At 63.3% G+C, this 17,602-nt stretch carries 21 protein-coding genes; 9 read left to right on the forward strand and 12 right to left on the reverse strand.

The window, feature by feature from the left end; translation table 11 throughout:
* Positions 1-114: 114 nt before the first annotated feature.
* Positions 115-1,035: a manganese-dependent inorganic pyrophosphatase gene (locus F3W81_RS18335; protein WP_193080853.1), complete on the reverse strand. Its 921-nt coding sequence runs from the start codon at positions 1,033-1,035 to the stop codon at positions 115-117.
* Positions 1,036-1,183: 148 nt separating this feature from the next.
* Here F3W81_RS18335 and F3W81_RS18340 point away from each other — a divergent pair, with 148 nt between their 5' ends.
* Positions 1,184-1,837 (forward strand): DUF2161 domain-containing phosphodiesterase, encoded by a 654-nt coding sequence (locus tag F3W81_RS18340; RefSeq protein ID WP_193080855.1) that lies wholly within the window; start codon positions 1,184-1,186, stop codon positions 1,835-1,837.
* Here the strand turns inward: F3W81_RS18340 and F3W81_RS18345 are convergent.
* A complete protein-coding gene (locus tag F3W81_RS18345) occupies positions 1,792-2,193 on the reverse strand; it encodes a DUF4440 domain-containing protein (RefSeq protein WP_193080857.1) in 402 nt (133 codons plus the stop codon). The two genes, F3W81_RS18340 and F3W81_RS18345, sit on opposite strands and share 46 nt — an antisense overlap.
* 332 nt (positions 2,194-2,525) lie before the next feature.
* On the opposite strand from F3W81_RS18345, the gene F3W81_RS18350 reads away from it, so the two are divergent.
* The 4 genes from F3W81_RS18350 to F3W81_RS18365 all read left to right on the forward strand — a co-directional run bounded on the left by F3W81_RS18350 (position 2,526) and on the right by F3W81_RS18365 (position 6,507).
* On the forward strand, positions 2,526-2,813 hold the full coding sequence (locus tag F3W81_RS18350; protein WP_119400307.1) for a co-chaperone GroES: 288 nt from the start codon (positions 2,526-2,528) through the stop codon (positions 2,811-2,813).
* A 55-nt stretch (positions 2,814-2,868) separates the two neighbouring features.
* Positions 2,869-4,518, forward strand: coding sequence for a chaperonin GroEL (gene groL / locus F3W81_RS18355; RefSeq protein ID WP_193080859.1), 1,650 nt, complete (start codon positions 2,869-2,871; stop codon positions 4,516-4,518).
* A 249-nt stretch (positions 4,519-4,767) separates the two neighbouring features.
* Complete coding sequence (locus F3W81_RS18360; protein WP_193080861.1) at positions 4,768-5,271, forward strand: GNAT family N-acetyltransferase; 504 nt, start codon at positions 4,768-4,770, stop codon at positions 5,269-5,271.
* A 105-nt stretch (positions 5,272-5,376) separates the two neighbouring features.
* Positions 5,377-6,507 (forward strand): alpha-D-ribose 1-methylphosphonate 5-triphosphate diphosphatase, encoded by a 1,131-nt coding sequence (locus tag F3W81_RS18365; protein ID WP_193080862.1) that lies wholly within the window; start codon positions 5,377-5,379, stop codon positions 6,505-6,507.
* A gap of 92 nt (positions 6,508-6,599) precedes the next feature.
* Here the strand turns inward: F3W81_RS18365 and F3W81_RS18370 are convergent, their stop codons facing one another.
* The 3 genes from F3W81_RS18370 to F3W81_RS18380 all read right to left on the reverse strand — a co-directional run bounded on the left by F3W81_RS18370 (position 6,600) and on the right by F3W81_RS18380 (position 8,532).
* A complete protein-coding gene (locus tag F3W81_RS18370) occupies positions 6,600-7,673 on the reverse strand; it encodes a 5-(carboxyamino)imidazole ribonucleotide synthase (protein ID WP_193080864.1) in 1,074 nt (357 codons plus the stop codon).
* Entirely contained in the window at positions 7,666-8,154 is a 489-nt protein-coding gene (purE, locus tag F3W81_RS18375) for a 5-(carboxyamino)imidazole ribonucleotide mutase (RefSeq protein WP_193080866.1), read from the reverse strand. The genes F3W81_RS18370 and purE overlap by 8 nt, the downstream gene beginning before the upstream one ends.
* 153 nt (positions 8,155-8,307) lie before the next feature.
* The gene (locus tag F3W81_RS18380) at positions 8,308-8,532 is read right to left on the reverse strand and encodes a YdcH family protein (RefSeq protein WP_193080868.1); all 225 of its coding nucleotides are present in this window, start codon (positions 8,530-8,532) and stop codon (positions 8,308-8,310) included.
* Between the two features lie 164 nt (positions 8,533-8,696).
* On the opposite strand from F3W81_RS18380, the gene F3W81_RS18385 reads away from it, so the two are divergent.
* Both F3W81_RS18385 and F3W81_RS18390 read left to right on the forward strand, forming a co-directional pair.
* Positions 8,697-9,110 (forward strand): Hsp20 family protein, encoded by a 414-nt coding sequence (locus tag F3W81_RS18385; RefSeq protein ID WP_193080870.1) that lies wholly within the window; start codon positions 8,697-8,699, stop codon positions 9,108-9,110.
* A gap of 4 nt (positions 9,111-9,114) precedes the next feature.
* A complete protein-coding gene (locus tag F3W81_RS18390; protein WP_193080872.1) occupies positions 9,115-9,351 on the forward strand; it encodes a DUF1150 family protein in 237 nt (78 codons plus the stop codon).
* Positions 9,352-9,707: 356 nt separating this feature from the next.
* Here the strand turns inward: F3W81_RS18390 and trxB are convergent, their stop codons facing one another.
* Positions 9,708-10,715 carry a thioredoxin-disulfide reductase gene (gene trxB / locus F3W81_RS18395; protein ID WP_193080873.1) on the reverse strand — a complete coding sequence of 336 codons (1,008 nt, stop codon included), beginning with the start codon at positions 10,713-10,715 and terminating at the stop codon, positions 9,708-9,710.
* Between the two features lie 192 nt (positions 10,716-10,907).
* On the opposite strand from trxB, the gene F3W81_RS18400 reads away from it, so the two are divergent.
* Positions 10,908-11,408, forward strand: coding sequence for an Lrp/AsnC family transcriptional regulator (locus F3W81_RS18400; protein WP_193080875.1), 501 nt, complete (start codon positions 10,908-10,910; stop codon positions 11,406-11,408).
* 96 nt (positions 11,409-11,504) lie between these two features.
* Here F3W81_RS18400 and pgeF read toward each other — a convergent pair whose 3' ends face one another.
* From pgeF to lgt, 3 genes are read right to left on the reverse strand one after another with little or no spacing between them, the layout of a single operon-like run.
* Entirely contained in the window at positions 11,505-12,260 is a 756-nt protein-coding gene (gene pgeF / locus F3W81_RS18405) for a peptidoglycan editing factor PgeF (RefSeq protein WP_193080877.1), read from the reverse strand.
* A gap of 36 nt (positions 12,261-12,296) precedes the next feature.
* The gene (locus F3W81_RS18410; protein ID WP_193084026.1) at positions 12,297-13,373 is read right to left on the reverse strand and encodes a class I SAM-dependent methyltransferase; all 1,077 of its coding nucleotides are present in this window, start codon (positions 13,371-13,373) and stop codon (positions 12,297-12,299) included.
* A 14-nt stretch (positions 13,374-13,387) separates the two neighbouring features.
* Positions 13,388-14,281 (reverse strand): prolipoprotein diacylglyceryl transferase, encoded by an 894-nt coding sequence (lgt, locus tag F3W81_RS18415; RefSeq protein WP_193080879.1) that lies wholly within the window; start codon positions 14,279-14,281, stop codon positions 13,388-13,390.
* Positions 14,282-14,415: 134 nt separating this feature from the next.
* Here lgt and F3W81_RS18420 point away from each other — a divergent pair, with 134 nt between their 5' ends.
* Positions 14,416-14,664 carry an accessory factor UbiK family protein gene (locus F3W81_RS18420; RefSeq protein WP_193080880.1) on the forward strand — a complete coding sequence of 83 codons (249 nt, stop codon included), beginning with the start codon at positions 14,416-14,418 and terminating at the stop codon, positions 14,662-14,664.
* 298 nt (positions 14,665-14,962) lie between these two features.
* Here F3W81_RS18420 and F3W81_RS18425 read toward each other — a convergent pair whose 3' ends face one another.
* The 3 genes from F3W81_RS18425 to F3W81_RS18435 all read right to left on the reverse strand — a co-directional run bounded on the left by F3W81_RS18425 (position 14,963) and on the right by F3W81_RS18435 (position 17,595).
* Positions 14,963-15,529: a hypothetical protein gene (locus F3W81_RS18425; RefSeq protein ID WP_193080882.1), complete on the reverse strand. Its 567-nt coding sequence runs from the start codon at positions 15,527-15,529 to the stop codon at positions 14,963-14,965.
* Between the two features lie 170 nt (positions 15,530-15,699).
* Positions 15,700-16,329: a DUF4136 domain-containing protein gene (locus tag F3W81_RS18430; protein ID WP_193080883.1), complete on the reverse strand. Its 630-nt coding sequence runs from the start codon at positions 16,327-16,329 to the stop codon at positions 15,700-15,702.
* Positions 16,330-16,449: 120 nt separating this feature from the next.
* Positions 16,450-17,595 (reverse strand): iron-containing alcohol dehydrogenase, encoded by a 1,146-nt coding sequence (locus tag F3W81_RS18435; protein ID WP_193080884.1) that lies wholly within the window; start codon positions 17,593-17,595, stop codon positions 16,450-16,452.
* Positions 17,596-17,602: the final 7 nt, after the last annotated feature.

A 17,602-nucleotide genomic window follows, 5' to 3' on the forward strand; every position in this document is an offset into this window, starting at 1 on the left:
GGAATGAATATGGGGGCAAGAATAAGCCGGGCACTTTGCAGCCGCCGCGCCATGAACTGACCACGAAAAAGGGGCGCTTGATGCGCCCCTGATCCAGTGTGAAGGTCGATGGCCTCAGAGTTTGAGGTTCGGGATGATCTGCTTTTTGCGGCTCATAATGCCGGGCAGGACGACGCTGTCACCGGTGACTGTGGCGCCAAAGCTCTTCTCGGCGAGGGTCTTGACCAGATCGTTGGGCACGAAGAGCGTGGCTTCTTCGTTGAGGATGTCGACAATGAACAGCAGGACTTCGTCCACGCCATCTTCCATCGCAACGGTCTTGAAGCTCTCCATCAGGGAGGTCTTGCGATCCAGTACGATTTTCGGCGCGGTGGTTTCCAGAACCGAGACGCGGAACTTGGTACCCTCGACCGTGAACTCCTTGGAATCCATGCGGATCAGTTCACCGTCGGAAAACGCCGAGATGTCGGATTTGGCTTCGAACATCTGACCGGCATAGGTGCTGAGGTCGATGTTCAGCTCGCCCGCCAGTTTCTCGGCCAGGGCCTTGTCGGTGTCGGTGGTTGTGGGCGACCGGAATTCCAGCGTGTCCGACAGGATGCAGGACAGCATGGCACCCTTGATATTGTCGGGCATCTTGGCCGCATCATCACCCATCAGATCGTACATGATGGTCGCTGTGCAGGCCAGGGGCTTGATCGTGATGTCGATCGGGCCTTTTGTCTCAAGCCCGCCAACCAGCTTGTGGTGGTCGATGATCTGGATGATGTCGGCGTCATTGATCGCGGCCGGAAGCTCGGCCGGGTTGTTGGTGTCAACGATGACAACGGTGTCCTCGGCGGTGACCTCGGAGATGATCTCGGGCTTGGCAAAGCCCCATTTCTCGATCACGAAGGCGGCTTCTGTGTTGGGCTCGCCCAGCAGCTTGGCTTCGGCAGGGGTGCCTTTGATTTCGGAGAGATACCAAGCCCAGATGAGCGGGGAGCCGGTGGAATCGGTATCGGGGGATTTGTGGCCGAAAATCTTGATCGTCATTTTATGCGTCCGTCCTTGGAAAAACTGCAAATCCGCGCCCTTATAAGAGGGCTGAAACTCAGTGTCACCCGCCTGCGTTGGCGGCACGACAAAATTGGCGATTTCGTGGCCGGGGCTGCGAAAGAAGGATGCGGGAGGTTCGGCCCCGATGGCAAAACTACGTGAGGCGGACCTTTATGCGCCGGTGAAGGCGTTTCTTGAGGCGCAGGGCTACGAGGTCAAGGGCGAGGTCGCAGGTGCCGACGTGGTGGCGATGCGTGACGATGATCCGCACCCGGTGATCGTTGAGCTGAAGCTGGGGATGAACCTGACGCTGGTGCAGCAGGGGGTGGCCCGGCAGGGGGTGAGCGATTTCGTCTACCTCGCCGTGCCGGCCCTCAGCGGGCGCAAGACGCTGGCGGGGCATATCGGGGTATGCCGCCGGCTTGGGCTCGGGTTTCTGACGGTGCGCGCCCGCGATGGGTTTGTCGAGGTGCATTGCGATCCGGCGCCTTACGTGCCGCGCCCTGCGCGGGGGCGCGGCGGGAGGCTGCTGCGCGAGTTCCAGCGTCGGGTCGGGGATCCGAATGTTGGGGGCGTAAACCGGGTTCAGATCATGACCGCCTATCGTCAGGATGCGCAGCGTTGCGCCGCCTATCTGGCTGAGGCCGGGCCGAGCAAGGGGGCCGTCGTGGCAAAAGGTGCCGGTGTGCCACGTGCCACGACGATCATGCGCGACGACCACTACGGCTGGTTCGAGAAGGTTGCGACCGGGATCTACGCGCTGACGCCCAAAGGCGCCGCGGCATTGGCCGATACATAGGCGGGGGGCAGTTCTTCGGGGCGTTGCTGGTGCTGCACCATCTGCCAGCCACCCTTGCGCGGCACCCAGCACGAGGTGCACCAGGCCATATAGGGCGCGCCGCAGGCTTGCCGGGCTTTGGCACGGTAGGCGAGAACGACGGCTCCGTGGTGTTCCGATGCATTGCGGCGCGAGATGCGCACATCGCCCCAAGCCGCGGCTTGGCTATGGGCCAGCGCTTCGTCGCGTTTCAGCGGGCCGGTGCCGGGCAGGGTCATCAGGCAATGCGGCGCGAGACGGTCGCGGATATTGGCGGCCCCTTCGGTCCAGAGGCGCAGTTCTTCGGACCAGAGGTCGGTGACCGTAGACGTGTGCATGAGGTCTTCTCCTGAGCCGTGATGGCGTGGCGTATGGCTGTGAAAAGCAAGACGCCCGAGCGGGGCTTTCGGTTCCATCGCACAGCGGATGTGTCGGCGGAGTGTTGCGCGCTTGGGCAGCAGGGGGGCTTGTATGGGGCGTGCTGCTGATTAGGTGGGCTGCATCGTGCTGCCGGACAAGGCTGCAGGGTTGGCAAATTTTGCAACACAGCGTTGTTGACTCGCCGCCTCTGCTTGCCTATCTCCGGTGGCGTTAGCACTCATCAAGGGTGAGTGCTAACGCCCGTCGATCGGCGGGCAAGGGAGAAACTTTGAGCCAAGGAGCCTCAGAGATGGCATTTACACCGCTGCATGACCGTGTGCTTGTGGAACGCGTCGAGAGTGAAGAAAAGACCAAGGGTGGTCTGATCATCCCCGACAGCGCAAAAGAAAAACCTGCTGAAGGTATCGTTGTTTCGGTTGGCGCAGGCGCCAAGGCCGAAGACGGCGCACGCGTCGCAATGGACGTTAAAGCGGGCGACAAGATCCTGTTCGGCAAATGGTCGGGCACCGAGATCACGCTCGACGGCAAAGAAATGCTGATCATGAAAGAATCCGACATCATGGGCATTATCGCCTAAGTCGCATTCGCATTTCTGTCCCAAGAAATTCAACGAATTAGTCAGGAGACACGCTATGTCTGCCAAGGACGTCAAGTTCAACACCGAAGCTCGTAACAAGATGCTCAAGGGCGTCAACATTCTTGCTGACGCCGTCAAAGTGACGCTGGGCCCCAAAGGCCGTAACGTCGTTCTGGAAAAATCCTTCGGCGCACCGCGCATCACGAAGGACGGTGTGTCTGTCGCCAAAGAGATCGAACTGGAAGACAAGTTCGAGAACATGGGCGCGCAGATGGTTAAAGAAGTCGCTTCGCGTACCAACGACGAAGCCGGCGACGGCACCACCACCGCAACCGTGCTGGCGCAAGCCATCGTGAAAGAGGGCATGAAAGCTGTCGCAGCTGGCATGAACCCGATGGATCTGAAGCGCGGTATCGACCTCGCGACCCTGAAGGTCGTCGAAGCGATCAAGAACGCCTCGCGCCCCGTCAACGACTCGAGCGAAGTTGCTCAGGTCGGCACGATTTCGGCGAACGGCGAAGCGACCATCGGTCAGCAGATCGCGGACGCCATGCAGCGTGTTGGCAACGACGGTGTGATCACCGTTGAAGAAAACAAAGGCATGGAAACCGAAGTCGAAGTCGTCGAAGGCATGCAATTCGACCGCGGCTACCTGTCGCCCTACTTCGTCACCAACGCCGACAAGATGACCACCGAGCTGGAGGACGTTATCGTCCTGCTGCACGAGAAGAAACTGTCGTCGCTGCAGCCGATGGTTCCGCTGCTGGAGCAAGTCATCCAGTCGCAGAAACCCCTGCTGATCATCGCCGAAGACGTCGAAGGCGAAGCGCTGGCAACTCTGGTTGTCAACAAACTGCGCGGCGGTCTGAAAATCGCAGCTGTCAAAGCACCTGGTTTCGGCGATCGCCGCAAAGCCATGCTGCAGGACATCGCGATCCTCACCGGCGGTCAGGTCATCAGCGAAGATCTGGGCATGAAGCTCGAGTCCGTCACCATGGACATGCTGGGCACTGCCAAGAAAGTCTCGATCACCAAAGACGAGACCACCATCGTTGACGGTGGCGGCGAGAAGGCCGAGATCGAAGCACGCGTTGCTCAGATCCGTAACCAGATCGAAGAAACGTCCTCGGACTACGACCGTGAGAAGCTGCAGGAACGCGTTGCCAAACTGGCAGGCGGCGTTGCCGTCATCCGCGTTGGCGGCATGACCGAAACCGAAGTGAAAGAGCGTAAAGACCGCGTCGACGACGCGCTGAACGCTACTCGCGCTGCCGTTCAAGAAGGCATCGTTGTCGGTGGCGGCGTTGCTCTGGTTCAAGCTGGCAAGGCCCTCGAAGGCATGACCGGTGCGAACTCCGACCAAGAAGCCGGTATCGCCATCGTCCGCAAGGCGCTGGAAGCACCGCTGCGTCAGATCGCTGAAAACGCTGGCGTCGATGGCGCTGTCGTGGCCGGCAAGATCCGTGAATCGGACGACCTGACCTTTGGCTTCAACGCGCAGACCGAAGAATATGGCGACATGTTCAAGTTCGGCGTCATCGATCCGGCCAAAGTGACCCGTACCGCGCTGGAAGATGCAGCCTCGATCGCAGGCCTGCTGATCACCACCGAAGCCATGGTTGCCGACAAACCGTCGAAAGACGGCGGCAACGGCGGCGGCATGCCCGATATGGGCGGCATGGGCGGCATGGGCGGCATGATGTAAATCATCCGAACTGCTTTCCCCGGCACGTTGCCGGTCGGGAAAGGGGGCCTTCGGGCTCCCTTTTTTGTTGGTCGCCGGCCGGGCACGGTTTTTCCTCCAAGCCCTAGAACTCGGTCAGATTTTGATCGACTCCTAGGTGCACGTGTTTTTTTTGCTGCCGTGCGGCGCGAAGTGGATGCAATTGCAGAATTTTGCCGTACACTGGTCTGAACCCCGGTGCTCAGGCGTCGGACTGGATACGGGACTCCCATGGCACGCAACGCAAATATAACACTACGCCTTTTTCAGCCGAGTGATGATATCGCGGTCGGCAATGTCTTGACCCAGGCCTACGACACCCCGTCAGAGGCGCGTCTGGCGCACGCTCTGCGAGAATCCGGGGATATGGAGGTCGAATTGCTGGCCTTCGACGGTGACAAAACCGTTGGTTACATTGGGTTTTCTCGCCACAGCTCACCGCGCAACTGGTTTTCGTTGATGCCGCTGGCGGTGCTCCCCTACCGGCGCAATATCGGTATCGGTGCGGATCTGATCCGCTACGGTCTGGATTACGCGCGCCGGGCTGGGGCCGATGCGGTGACGGTCGTGGGGGACGGGCGCTACTATCAGCGGTTCGGGTTCACCTATCGCGCGGCGCAGAATCTGACGACTCCTTACAAGCTGGACGATACACTGTTGTATCCTATTGCCCCGGGGACAGCGTTTTCGCAGGCAAGGCTGGTCTATCCCGACGCCTTTGCGATGGCGGACTGACACAGCCGCCAGAGGCCTTTCCCGAGCGCGCCTGCCTGTGCTACCGGGACGGATGATCGCGATTTTGACATTCAGACTTTCTCTGCGCTACTGCGGTGGTGTGGCATGCTGAGGCCGATGCATCTGCGCGGGGCGCAAGTGTTGCGCCCCGGTGGGTTCAGCGATGCTGTCGTAGGTATTGACGGCGGTGTCCTGAGCGATGACTCCTGTGGCCGACCGGTCGATCTGTCGGGCTGGTGGGTCCTGCCCGGCATCGTGGATGCGCATGGCGACGGCTTCGAGCGGCATCTGGCGCCGCGGCGCGGCGCCCTGCTGGATCTGCGCGACGGGCTTGCGATGAGCGCGGCCGAACTGGCGGTCAATGGCATCACCACGGCAATGCTGGCGCAGTTCTTCAGTTGGGAAGGCGGGATGCGCAGCCCTGAATTCGCTGCCGAGATGCTGAGAGCCCATGCCGCGATTGCCCCCTCTCAAGCCGTCGATCTGCGGGTTCAGCTGCGCATTGAGACCCATCTGACAGACCGCTTTGACGAGGCCGCTGCGCTGATCGCCCGCCATGGTATTGGCTATGTCGTGTTTAATGATCACGTGCCGCACAAAGCGCTGGCGGCCGGAAAACGCCCGCCGCGTCTGACCGGTCAGGCGCTCAAGAGTGGCCGCAGCCCTGAGGCACATCTGGCCCTATTGCAGGCGCTGCATGATCGATCGTCTCAGGTGCCTGCGGCGTTGGAGGCTCTGATTGCACCGCTGCTGGCAAAGGGCGTGATACTGGGCAGTCATGATGACCCGGATGCTGAGGTGCGGGCCCAGTGGCAGTCGCGCGGCGTCGCGGTCTCGGAGTTTCCTGAAAGCGTCGAAGCGGCGCGGGCTGCGGGCACTGGCGTCGTGCTGGGCGCGCCAAACGTGGTGCGAGGGGCGTCACATACGGGAAATGTCTCGGCGACGGCGCTGGTGGCGGAAGGGCTCTGCGATGCGCTCGCCTCGGACTATCACTATCCTGCGCCCCGACAGGCGGCGTTGAAGCTGGCGCAGAGCCTCGGGATGGAGGTCGCCTGGGGGTTGGTGTCTTCGGGGCCTGCGCGCCTGCTGGGGCTGAGTGACCGGGGCCGAATCGAGGCCGGCTTGCGCGCGGATCTTGCCGTGGTGGACCCTGTCAGCGGGCGTGTCGGGGCAACAATATCGGGTGGGCGTCTGGCCTGGCTCGGGGCTGAGCTGGCGGGGCGGTTCCTCGGCTGAGCGGGCGCAGGTGGGGGCGCTGCCCCCGTCGCGCGTGCCGCGCGCTTCCCCCGGGATATTTCCGACAGGGAAACATCTGGGGGCAGGGCGGTTCAGGTCAGGGGGGTGACGTGGTTCACGTGGGCCATTTTGCGGCCGGGACGGGTTTCAGACTTGCCATAGAGGTGCAGGGCGGCGCCGGGCGTGGCGGCGAGGCTGGGCAGGCGCGCCATGTCGTCGCCGATCAGGTTTTCCATGCGGACGTTGGCATGACGTTGACCATCGCCCAGCGGCCAGCCGGCGATGGCGCGGATGTGCTGTTCGAACTGGTCGATGGTGCAGCCGTTTTGCGTCCAGTGACCGGAGTTGTGCACGCGGGGGGCGATCTCATTGACCACCAGGCCTCCAGGGGTGACGAAGAGCTCGACCCCGAGGACGCCGACGTAGTCGAGGGCATTGAGGACGCGGGCGGCCAGCAGCATGGCGTCGGTGCGCAGGGCGGCAGGCAGGCCGGCGGGCACGGTGGTGGTGCGCAGGATGCCATCGTCATGGACGTTTTCGCCGGGATCGAAGCAGGCCACGGAGCCGTCGAGGCCGCGGGCGGCTATGACAGAGATCTCGGCGGTGAAGTCGATGAAGCCTTCCAGGAGCGCGGGGGCGCCTGCCATGTCTTCAAAGGCTTGTGGAGCTTGGTCAGGGGTCATGATGCGGGCCTGACCCTTGCCGTCGTAGCCGAAACGCCGGGTTTTCAGGATGCCGGGGGTGGCGAAGTCGGCCAGCGCGGCGTGTAGGGAGGCGAGGTCGGTGATGTCGGCGTAGGGCGCGGTTTTCAGGCCGAGGGAGGTGAGGAAGTCTTTCTCGGTCAGGCGATCCTGGCTGGTCGACAGTGCGGATCGGCCCGGGCGGATCGGCACGATGGCCTCAATCACGTCGAGAGCGGAGGTGGGGATGTTCTCGAACTCGTAGGTGACCACGTCGACGGAGCTGGCGAAGGCGCGCAGGGCGGCGTCATCCTCGTAGGCGGCGCGGGTCACTGCATGGGCGACGTCTTCGGCCGGCGGGTTGGCGCCGGGCTCGAAAATATGGCAGCGCAGCCCGAGGCGGGAGGCGGCGACAGCGAGCATGCGGCCGAGCTGGCCGCCGCCAAGAATGCCAATGGTGGCGCCGGTGGAGAGGGGCTCAGTCATCTGTCGGGACCTCAGGGATGGAGGCCGACAGGGCTGTGCGCCAGTCGTCGAGACGCGCGGCGAGGGCAGCATCGGAAATGGCAAGGATACCGGCGGCCATGAGGCCTGCGTTGGCCGCCCCTGCAGCACCGATTGCCATGGTGGCGACGGGAAAGCCCTTGGGCATCTGCACGATGGAATAGAGGCTGTCTACGCCGGAGAGCGCGCGGGTCTGGACCGGGACGCCGATGACGGGCACGCGGGTCTTGGAGGCCATCATGCCGGGCAGGTGGGCGGCGCCGCCAGCGCCTGCGATAATCACATGCAGGCCACGGTCCACGGCGGTCTTGCCATAGTCCCAGAGGCGGTCAGGGGTGCGGTGGGCGGAGACGATGCGCGTCTCGTAGGGGACGCCAAGTTCGTCGAGGACCGTTGCGGCCTCTCGCATGGTGGGCCAGTCGGACTGGCTGCCCATGATGATCCCTACCTTGATATCGCTCATCGCCGGTCACCTCTGATGGGGTCAGAAAACCGGTTTATAGAGGATCTGGAGGTGGGAGCAATCGGGCGGCTGCGCCAAATGGGGGATTTTGCATCCCCCAGACCCCCTGCAAAGTATTTTTGGCAAGATGAGAGAGCCGCTGCCCTGTTGGGGTCAGGCGATGATGTCCGGGGTCAGGCGGTCTTCGATCTGAGCGATCTTGTCCTTGAGGTTGAGCTTTTTCTTCTTCAGCCGCTGCATGGTCAGCTGGTCGGCGGTACCACGGTCCTGCAGTGCCATGATCGCCTCGTCCAGATCACGGTGCTCTCGGCGGAAGACCTCAAGTTCCACCCGCAGCACGTCATCGGTTTTCATCGAGATGTCTGACTGGGCGTTCATGAGTGATTCGACCTTTGTTTTGCGTAGGATAAGGATAGGCGCAAAGGTAGGTTTGCGCAAAGCCCTTGCACCGGACGTTGGTGCCCACCATATTAACCCATGCCGGGTTCGCCGCCTGCGGGGGCTCGTCACCAGACGTCGCTTTTTATGCAAGGACGCGCGAGATGACCAAGATGAGCCTGGGGTCGCACCCCTATCTGCTCGGTTTCGAACAGCTGGAACGGTTGCTGGAACGCAGCGCCAAATCCGGCAATGAGGGCTATCCGCCCTTTAATATTGAACAGACGTCGGAGAATTCCTACCGCATCACGCTGGCGGTGGCGGGGTTCGCCGAAGCCGAGCTGGCGGTGACGCTGGAGGATCGCCAGTTGGTGATCCGGGGACGGCAGTCTGAAGACGGCGAGGGGCGGATCTTTCTGCACCGGGGAATCGCTGCTCGACAATTTCAACGGAGCTTTGTGCTGGCTGAAGGCGTTGAGGTAGGTGAGGCCGTCATGGAAAACGGTTTGTTGCACGTTGATCTGACCCGGGCCGAGCCCGAACGTGTCGTTCAGCGCATTTCGATTAAGAAAGGGTAAGCCAATGGAACCGAAAGATAATATCGAAGATACCGGCGAAAAGATCGTCTATGTTCGTCCTGTCGAAGCGGCCGATCTGCCCGAAGATGTGCAGGAAGAGCTGAATGAACAGGCACCCGGTCTGACACGGCTGTTTGCCGTTCACAACTCCGATGGTGAGCGTTTGGCGCTGGTGCGCGACAAGGCCACGGCCTTTATTCTGGCGCGCGAAAATGACCTTGCGCCGGTGACGGTACACTGAATTTCGCCTCTGCGTGCGATGCGTGGAAGTGCAAAACGAACGCCTTATGCCCCGCTGCCTCACCGCAGCGGGGTTTCGCGTTTTAACCCTCCAGAGCGAAAATCCTGATGTCGGTATTGCGTCGGTATCTGAACGGTATCCGGGCGGTGCAAAAAAGGTGGAGCTGCCTTAGGATCTCACACCCCCCCCCCCGGAGTGTGCTCTGCGGGGGGGGGGGGGCTGCAGGTGCCGTGGGCGTGGGTGTCGTTAAAAGAGACCTTCGCGGCCGCGCGGGAGCTGTGGGGCGCCGAGTGCAAAAAGGGCCGCCGGGCGAAATGCCGGGCGGCCCTGATGACAGTGAAGCGGTGTGAAGAGCCTCAGGCCACGCCTTCGTTTTCCGGCGCGCCGTAGCCCAGGGGCAGGGTTTCGTCCTTGCCATCATCCAGACCGATTTCGGAGAGGAAGCGTTCCGCATCTAGCGCGGCCATGCAGCCCATGCCGGCAGAGGTCACGGCCTGACGATACTTGTGGTCGGTCAGATCGCCTGCGGCAAATACACCGGGGACCGAGGTCTCGGTCGAGCCGGGTTTGACCTTGACGTAGCCGCCGTGGTGCAGCTCGAGCTGGTCCTTGACCAGTTCGGAGGCGGGGGCGTGGCCGATGGCGATGAATACCCCCTTGGCCGGGATCTCGGATTCAGCGCCGGTCTGCACGTTGCGGACCTTGATGCCGGTGACGCCGCGCGGGGTGTCTTCGCCGACAACCTCGACAAGTTCATGAAACCAGAGGGTTTCGATCTTTGGGTTCTTCTCCATCCGGTCTTGCAGGATCTTCTCGGCGCGCAGCTCGTCGCGGCGGTGGATCAGGGTGACCTTGGAGGCGAAGTTGGTCAGGAAGAGGGCCTCTTCGACGGCGGTGTTGCCGCCACCGATGACGACGATTTCCTGCCCGCGATAGAAGAAGCCGTCGCAGGTGGCGCAGGCCGAAACGCCGAAGCCCTTGAAGGCATCCTCGGTCTCAAGCCCCAGCCACTTGGCGCGCGCGCCGGTCGCAAGGATCACGGCGTCGGCGATATATTCGGTGCCCGAGTCGCCCTTGGCCACGAAGGGGCGCTTGGAGAGGTCGAGGTCCGTGATGATGTCGCCGATGATTTCGGTGCCCATGGCCTTGGCGTGGGCTTCCATGTTGATCATCAGGTCGGGGCCCTGAATCTCGGTGTTGCCGGGCCAGTTTTCGACCTCGGTCGTGGTGGTCAGCTGGCCGCCGGGCTCGATCCCCTGAACGAGGATGGGGTCCAGCATGGCACGGCTGGCGTAGACGCCCGCAGTATAGCCTGCGGGGCCGGAGCCGATGATCAATACCTTCGTCTTGCGCGTCTCAGCCATGTCAGCCTCTCATGATATCAGAGTTTTGTCTAAGTAAGCGCGCCGGGGCACAGGTGCAAGCCGGGTGGCGGTGCGCAGAAAACTGCCGCCCGTTTCGAGGCAGGTGAATTGTGAAATGTTGCGCGATTGTGAAACATTATTGCGCAGGGTAAGGCGCCTGCTATAAGAAACGTAATCCTGAGGAGCGCTAACATGTCTGGCACACGACTAGATCCAATTGACAGGAAAATTCTCGCTGAGCTGCAGGCCGATGGCAGGATGACCAATGTCGAGCTTGCCAAGCGTGTCGGAATTTCCGCGCCGCCCTGTCTGCGCCGGGTGCGCACGCTGGAGGAATCGGGCTTTATCCGCGGCTATCATGCCGAGGTCGATTCGCGCGAGCTGGGCTTTGAAGTGCAGGTTTTTGCCTCGGTCGGGCTGGTCAGTCAGGCCGAAGCGGATCTGGTCGCCTTCGAGTCGCTGTGCCGCGAATGGCCGCTGGTGCGGGAATGCCATATGCTGAACGGCGAGGTCGATTTCATCCTCAAATGCGTGGCGCCGGATCTGTCGACCTTCCAGACCTTCCTGACGGGCAAGCTGACCTCGGCTGAGAATGTGGCGAGCGTGAAAACCTCGCTGGTGATCCGCTGTGCCAAGGATCTGCCGGGTGTCCCGTTTGAAATCCTGGAAGAACGGCTGGCGCGCAACGCCTGAGGCGGAGAGCGCCGCCGGGACTGCAAACCGGCCGAATCGGGATGTCGGTATCCCGTCGGTATCTGAACGGTATCCGAACGGTGCGAAATCGCCCCTCTAGAGCCGGATGACCGAGATCAGCCGCCCGTAGTCGGCCTGCCCTTCATGGGTGGTGCGGCGAAAGGAAAAGAACCGCTCGGAATCCGAATAGGTGCAGTGACCGATCCATTCGGCCTGTTTGATCCCGGCGCTGCGCAGACGGTGCAGCCCGTAGGCGGGCAGGTCGAACAGATAGCGGTCGCCCTCGCCATTGGCGAAGAAGCGGGTGTTGTCGGGATCGTCGACCATGAAATCATCGAGGAACTCAGGCCCGACCTCATAGGCGCGCTGGCTGATCGTCGGGCCGATGGCGGCGGTGATGCGGGCGCGGTCGGCGCCGAGGTCGATCATGGCGTCGATCGTCGTCTCAAGCACGCCGTCGATGGCACCGCGCCAGCCGGCGTGGGCGGCACCGATGACCTGCGCCTGTGGGTCGGCCAGCAGCACAGGCTGACAATCGGCGGTCAGGATCGACAGGGCGACGCCGGGGGTGGCGGTGACGATGCCGTCGGCCTCGGGGACAGGATCGAAGGGGCCGGTGGCTGCCAGCGCCCGCGCGGAGTGGACCTGACGCACATAGGTGAGGGCACCGGGGGCGATCTCCATCGCGGCGGCGACGCGGGCGCGGTTGATCGAGACGATCTCGGCCTGATCGGTGGAGCCCAAGCCGCAGTTCAGCCCGGCGAAGATGCCCGAAGACGCGCCGCCCTTGCGGGTGAAGAAGCCGTGGCGGATGGAGCCAAGCGCCGGTGAGGTGAGGATTTCGAGTGTCATGCGGTCCTAACGGGCAGGGTTGGCCTTGTGGGCGGTTCAGGGTTTGGCGGGCTCAAGTCCGGGGGGCGGTTGCTGCCCCTCGGGATAGAGCGCCAGCGTCTTGAACAGCGTTCCCATTTCCTGCGGGTGGGTCAAGCGGCGATGTGCAGCAATGTGATCTGACAGCGCGTCACCGCTGAGGCGGGCGGCCAGCGCCTGAGCCCGCGCCGTGATGCCGAGACGTTCGAGGAAGACGCCCTGTGTGCTCAGCAGCGTATGGCGCGCGGGGGCGGCGGCGGTGGCGAGTTCCTCGAAGTCGACATGGGCGGTCAGGTCGGACTCGCCCGGATCGGTGAAGGGATCGGCGTAGGCATGGGCGCGCATGGCCTGCAGCGTATCGCCCTGAGAGCGCCAGTCGCCATAATCCACGATCAGCGCCGCGCCGCCGTGCTGGGCGATATGATTGCCGATTTCGGCCGCGATGGCGGAGGCGGAGGGCGAGAGCTCGACAATGTCGCCGGGCTTGGTATCGCCCAGACGATGCGCGAGGGCGGGTTCGGGCGCCGCACCGGTCAGCCCGAGGGTGAGGGCGTCGCCCTGGGTGGTAACGCGGCGCTCCTGCCAGAGGATATCGTCGGCGCGCACGAACTGGCGGATCGGCAGGGCGTCGAAGAATTCATTGGCGACGAGGAAGAGGGGGGCGTCGGGCAGGTCTGCGAGGCGGTCGCGCCATTCCACGTCGTAGCCCTTGAGCGTGGCTTTCTGCGCCTTGCGCAGGGCGGGCGAGACCTCGACCAGCAGCAGGGTCATGGCGGCGTGAAAGCCCGGCACGCCGCGCGTGGCGCGCAGGATGTCGGCCATCAGGGTGCCACGACCGGGGCCAAGCTCGGCCAGGGTGAAAGGGGTGGGCGCGCCTTGGTCGAGCCAGCTTTGCGCGAGCGAGAGGCCCAGCAGCTCTCCGAACATCTGGCTGATCTCGGGCGAGGTGGTGAAATCGCCCGCCGCGCCAAGGGGATCGCGGGTGGTGTAGTAGCCATAGCGCGGATGCAGCAGGCAGTCGGCCATGTAGTCCGACAGGCGCAGCGGGCCGTCTTGCGCGATGCGGTCGTGCAGGTGCCGGGCGAGCGGGGTCATGGTGGGCGGGGTCGTCATGGGGTTCGGGGGCGCATGGAGTAGGCGATCAGGGCGAGGCCGATCAGCACCATCGGCAGCGACAGCGCCTGACCCATGGTGATGCCGAGGCTCTGGGTGAACTGGATCACATGGCCATGCGGGTTGGTCGGGGTGATGAACTGCGCATCGGCAAGGCGGAAGAATTCGACAATGAAGCGCGCGATGCCGTAGCCGGCGATGAAGATGCCGGTCAGGCGACCAGGACGTTTCAGCGTGCGCGTGGCGAAGGCCAGCGTGATCAGGATCGCCCCGAGGATCAGCCCCTCCATCCCTGCCTCATAGAGCTGCGAGGGGTGGCGGGCGCAGGGCGCGGCGGCTGTGGCACAGCTTTGCGCGGCCTCACCGGGAAAGATCACGCCCCAGGGCGCGTCGGTGGGACGGCCCCAAAGCTCGGCGTTGATGAAGTTGGCGATGCGGCCCAGCAGCAGCCCCGGCGGCGTGGCCAGCGCCAGCATGTCGAAGGCGGGCAGCAGCGGGATCGACTGGCGGTAGCAGAAGATCGTGATCGCGGTGGCGACGCCGATCAGCCCGCCGTGAAAGGCCATGCCGCCTTGCCAGATCATCGGGATCTCGGTGGGATGGGCGAAGTAGTATTCGGGCTGGTAGAACAGCACGAACCCCAGCCGCCCGCCGAGGATGACGCCGACGATTAGCCAGGTCAGGAACTCGTCCAGCTGTTCGCGGTTCAGCGGCGCGCTATTGGCGGGCCAGAGGCGGGCGCGGTCGATCGCTGCGCGCGCCAGCAGCCAGCCCAGCAGGATGCCCACAAGGTAGGCCAAAGCGTACCAGCGCAGCGAAAACGAGAACCCGCCGAGCGACAGGGTGAAGATCTCGGGCGAGATGTCGGGGAAGGGGATTGCGGCTTTCATCGGGGGTATCTGCCTGTGGGGGCCGCGCAAAGTCAAGCGGGGGCGTTGGGCGCAATTCAGCGCAGAGGGTTGAGCCTGCGCCCCTCCCGGCCCATATAGGAGGAGAACAGTAACACATACGTGTGAGAGAGCCGATGCAGACCAGATCCAAGTTCTTCGACGACATGTCCCAGCTGATGACGAACGCGATGGGTGTGGCCCAGGGCGCCAAGGATGAGGCCGAAACGGCCTTCAAATCCCGGATCGACCGCTGGCTGGCCGATCGCGATTTCGTCACGCGTGAGGAATTCGATGCCGTCCGCCTGATGGCCCAGAAGGCCCGCGAAGAGAACGCGGCGCTGAAGGCCCGTCTGGATGCGATGGACGCCGCCCCGAAGGCCTGAGGCCTTTCGCGACGGATGAGTTGAAAAAAAAGCGCCTGTCCCGCGAGGGGTGGGCGCTTTTTTGTTGGCATAGGGCTGATCGCGTCGCCCGGTGGGTCAATGACAGCTGCTCGCCCAAGGCAGGCGCAGCTTCAGACCGGCGTTGGGCATCAGGACTCAGGTCATCAGATGGTCGGGATAGTGCCTAGAGGGACGGCAGGCTTGGCGCTTTAGCGCGCTCACCTCGTTGCATCAGAAGCGGACGCTGCTTCATAGGGGGCTATTGCCGTTGGGGCGATGCACCCAAAAAAAACAGACCTTAGGAGCCGTCTTGCTCAAAGGTCTTGTTTTTCTGACGCAAGGGCCTGAGACCAAGGGCCTTCACGACTTCCGAGATGCTGATATCGTATTTGGCGGGCAAGGTCTTTGGATAGGGGGTAAGTCCTTGCTTTTGCAGTCCGAGGACATCGCCGTCACGAATTTCGTCCGCGGTCAATTTAAGGGCCGCTGGCCCGCATTCCCAATCGCCGCCGGGTTTGCCGGTGATCGCGTCGCGCGAGTGCGGATACAGGTAACAAATCCTCGGGTTGCCCGCCGGCCCTGTGATCTTCCAGAAGCCCTGAAGCGACCTGAGGTTGCCAGGAAACACCAGCCACGTCCGACCACTGACGCTATGGTATTCTATCTGCGTGCCGTAGCGGCTGTCCCAATTCTTGATGGTCGTGTCCGCGAGGAACGCGCGCAGGGCAGTCGGATCCGCCAAAAGCGCGTTGAAGCGCGGCTTATCCGCCTCTGAAACGGCCAAGCGCGCCACTGACGGGGCGCAGCCACTGAGGGCGAGCCCCGAAATCACGACCAGAGCTGAAAGTGAAAATATTCTTGTCATCCGTACATCCCATAGCAGTCAGTTCACAACTTTGTGTTGTATGGTCGCAGGCTCTGCCATGCAAGCAAGTGGCCGTTTTGTTTGCAAAAACGGGATGTTGATCGTGTCTCCCTTGAGGACGTTTTACGCAGTGTGTCGTGCCCGAAAAGAGGCACTGTCGGGGGCGTCCCTCAGAGCTTGGAGCAGCCGTTTTCCGACTTCAGGGTGACATTGCCGGTGCGGGCCTGCGGGAAGTCCTTGAGGACGGCGCCGAGGATCGCGTCGCCTTCGGTGGTGAAGGCGGCGCATGGGCCCCGGCTGACGCCGCGCGCCTCAAACACCGGCTTGCCGGTGAGCGCGTCGGTCATGTCCAGCGTGACGCGGCGGGTGAAGACGGTCTTTGTCTCGCTGCGCATGTCATAGCCGACGACGCCGTAGATCGGGATGCTGCGGGTGCCGCCGTCGGGTTTGCCGGTGGCGACGGTGCGATAGCCGACGATCTCCCGGTCGGGCACGGGGTATTCGGTGGTCACCTGTTTGCCGTCGTCGACCGAATAGGCGAGGGCGGCGATCAGGCGGGCGTCCTTGCGGCGGGGTACGGTGGCAAAGCCCTTGGCCTGCAGCACCCCCGCCAGCGTGCGCGCATTGGTCTGCCAGCCGAGCGAGGCGGCGTCCATCCCATCGCCCGGGGTGATGAAGACGGTGCGGGGGCTGAGATCGGCGGGGATCGCGGAATTGCCTGCGACGCTGGTGGTCACCATCGAACAGGCGCCAAGCGCCAGCAGGGTCAGACCAGAGACCAGAGTTGGGAAAAGCCGCATGGAAACCTCCGTCGCGCAAAACACGCATGAGGCGAAGTTTAGGTGCGGAGGGGCCGCAGTGGCAACGGCCTGCCGCATCGGTGAGGGATCACGTTTGCGACAGGCCGGGATGTGCGCGCCTCAGAGGCTGGCGAGCAGCACGGGTTTGAGGTTTTCCGCCGTCAGGGTGACGGGGTTGCCACCGCAGGAGGGGTCCTCCAGCGCCATGGCGACGATATCGTCGACGCGGTCATCGGCGACGCCAAGCGCGGAGAGTTTGCGCGGGATGCCGAGCTGATCGTTGAGGTCCTGCACGAAGGCGCAGAAGCCGTCAAAACCGCCCTGCACGCCGAGGTAGGGCGCGGCGAGGTCAAAACGGTCACGGATCGCATCGGCGTTCAGCTGCAGCACGGCTGGCATGAAGACCGCGTTGGTGGTGCCGTGGTGGGTGTTGTAGACCGCGCCGATCGGGTGGCTCAGCGCATGGATCGCGCCGAGGCCCTTCTGGAACGCGGTAGCACCCATCATGGCGGCGGACATCATCTGCGCGCGCGCCTCGATATCATTCGGGTCGGTGTAGGCGCGGGGCAGGTTGTCGATGACCAGACGCATCCCCTCAAGCGCGATGCCCTGCGACATCGGGTGGTAGTGGGGCGAGGAGAACGCCTCGACACAATGGGCAAAGGCATCAAGGCCGGTGCCGGCGGTGATGAACTTGGGCATGCCCACGGTCAGCTCGGGGTCGCAGATGACGACTGTGGGCAGGACCTTGGGGTGGAAGATGATCTTTTTGACGTGCGTTTCGGAATTGGTGATGACCGACGCCCGGCCCACCTCAGACCCGGTGCCTGCGGTGGTCGGCACGGCGACGATGGGCGCGATGCCGGCGGGGTCGGCGCGGGTCCACCAGTCGCCGATATCTTCATAGTCCCAGATGGGCCGTGTCTGGCCGGACATGAAGGCGACCATCTTGCCGAGGTCGAGGCCGGAGCCGCCGCCAAAGGCGATGACACCGTCATGACCGCCCTCGTGATAGGCCGTGAGGCCCTCGGCGAGGTTCTTTTCGGTCGGGTTGGCATCGACGCCGCTGAACATGGCGCGGCCAAGGCCTGCGGCCTCGAGCAGGTCCAGCGTGCCTTGGGTGATCGCCATCGAGGCCAGCCCGCGGTCAGTGACCAGCAGGGGTTTGGAGATATTGGCCGCGGCGCAGGCGGCGGCGATTTCGGAAATGCGACCGGCGCCGAAGCGGATCGCGGTGGGGTAGGACCAGTTTGCTGTGGGGCTCATGGGAGGT

The organism is Pseudooceanicola spongiae (assembly GCF_014899185.1).
Classification (GTDB): Bacteria; Pseudomonadota; Alphaproteobacteria; order Rhodobacterales; family Rhodobacteraceae; genus Pseudooceanicola; species Pseudooceanicola spongiae.

Bases quoted from the DNA above. Each gene is read 5' to 3' on its own strand.
- F3W81_RS18385 (WP_193080870.1), top strand. From the start codon at position 8,697: ATGACCAAGATGAGCCTGGGGTCGCACCCCTATCTGCTCGGTTTCGAA.
- groL (WP_193080859.1), top strand. From the start codon at position 2,869: ATGTCTGCCAAGGACGTCAAGTTCAACACCGAAGCTCGTAACAAGATG.
- F3W81_RS18425 (WP_193080882.1), bottom strand. From the start codon at position 15,529: ATGACAAGAATATTTTCACTTTCAGCTCTGGTCGTGATTTCGGGGCTC.
- F3W81_RS18335 (WP_193080853.1), bottom strand. From the start codon at position 1,035: ATGACGATCAAGATTTTCGGCCACAAATCCCCCGATACCGATTCCACC.
- F3W81_RS18380 (WP_193080868.1), bottom strand. From the start codon at position 8,532: ATGAACGCCCAGTCAGACATCTCGATGAAAACCGATGACGTGCTGCGG.
- lgt (WP_193080879.1), bottom strand. From the start codon at position 14,281: ATGAAAGCCGCAATCCCCTTCCCCGACATCTCGCCCGAGATCTTCACC.
- F3W81_RS18435 (WP_193080884.1), bottom strand. From the start codon at position 17,595: ATGAGCCCCACAGCAAACTGGTCCTACCCCACCGCGATCCGCTTCGGC.
- F3W81_RS18420 (WP_193080880.1), top strand. From the start codon at position 14,416: ATGCAGACCAGATCCAAGTTCTTCGACGACATGTCCCAGCTGATGACG.
- F3W81_RS18350 (WP_119400307.1), top strand. From the start codon at position 2,526: ATGGCATTTACACCGCTGCATGACCGTGTGCTTGTGGAACGCGTCGAG.
- F3W81_RS18400 (WP_193080875.1), top strand. From the start codon at position 10,908: ATGTCTGGCACACGACTAGATCCAATTGACAGGAAAATTCTCGCTGAG.
- F3W81_RS18390 (WP_193080872.1), top strand. From the start codon at position 9,115: ATGGAACCGAAAGATAATATCGAAGATACCGGCGAAAAGATCGTCTAT.
- pgeF (WP_193080877.1), bottom strand. From the start codon at position 12,260: ATGACACTCGAAATCCTCACCTCACCGGCGCTTGGCTCCATCCGCCAC.
- trxB (WP_193080873.1), bottom strand. From the start codon at position 10,715: ATGGCTGAGACGCGCAAGACGAAGGTATTGATCATCGGCTCCGGCCCC.
- F3W81_RS18365 (WP_193080862.1), top strand. From the start codon at position 5,377: ATGCTGAGGCCGATGCATCTGCGCGGGGCGCAAGTGTTGCGCCCCGGT.
- F3W81_RS18430 (WP_193080883.1), bottom strand. From the start codon at position 16,329: ATGCGGCTTTTCCCAACTCTGGTCTCTGGTCTGACCCTGCTGGCGCTT.
- F3W81_RS18345 (WP_193080857.1), bottom strand. From the start codon at position 2,193: ATGCACACGTCTACGGTCACCGACCTCTGGTCCGAAGAACTGCGCCTC.
- F3W81_RS18410 (WP_193084026.1), bottom strand. From the start codon at position 13,373: ATGACCCCGCTCGCCCGGCACCTGCACGACCGCATCGCGCAAGACGGC.
- F3W81_RS18370 (WP_193080864.1), bottom strand. From the start codon at position 7,673: ATGACTGAGCCCCTCTCCACCGGCGCCACCATTGGCATTCTTGGCGGC.
- F3W81_RS18340 (WP_193080855.1), top strand. From the start codon at position 1,184: ATGGCAAAACTACGTGAGGCGGACCTTTATGCGCCGGTGAAGGCGTTT.
- purE (WP_193080866.1), bottom strand. From the start codon at position 8,154: ATGAGCGATATCAAGGTAGGGATCATCATGGGCAGCCAGTCCGACTGG.
- F3W81_RS18360 (WP_193080861.1), top strand. From the start codon at position 4,768: ATGGCACGCAACGCAAATATAACACTACGCCTTTTTCAGCCGAGTGAT.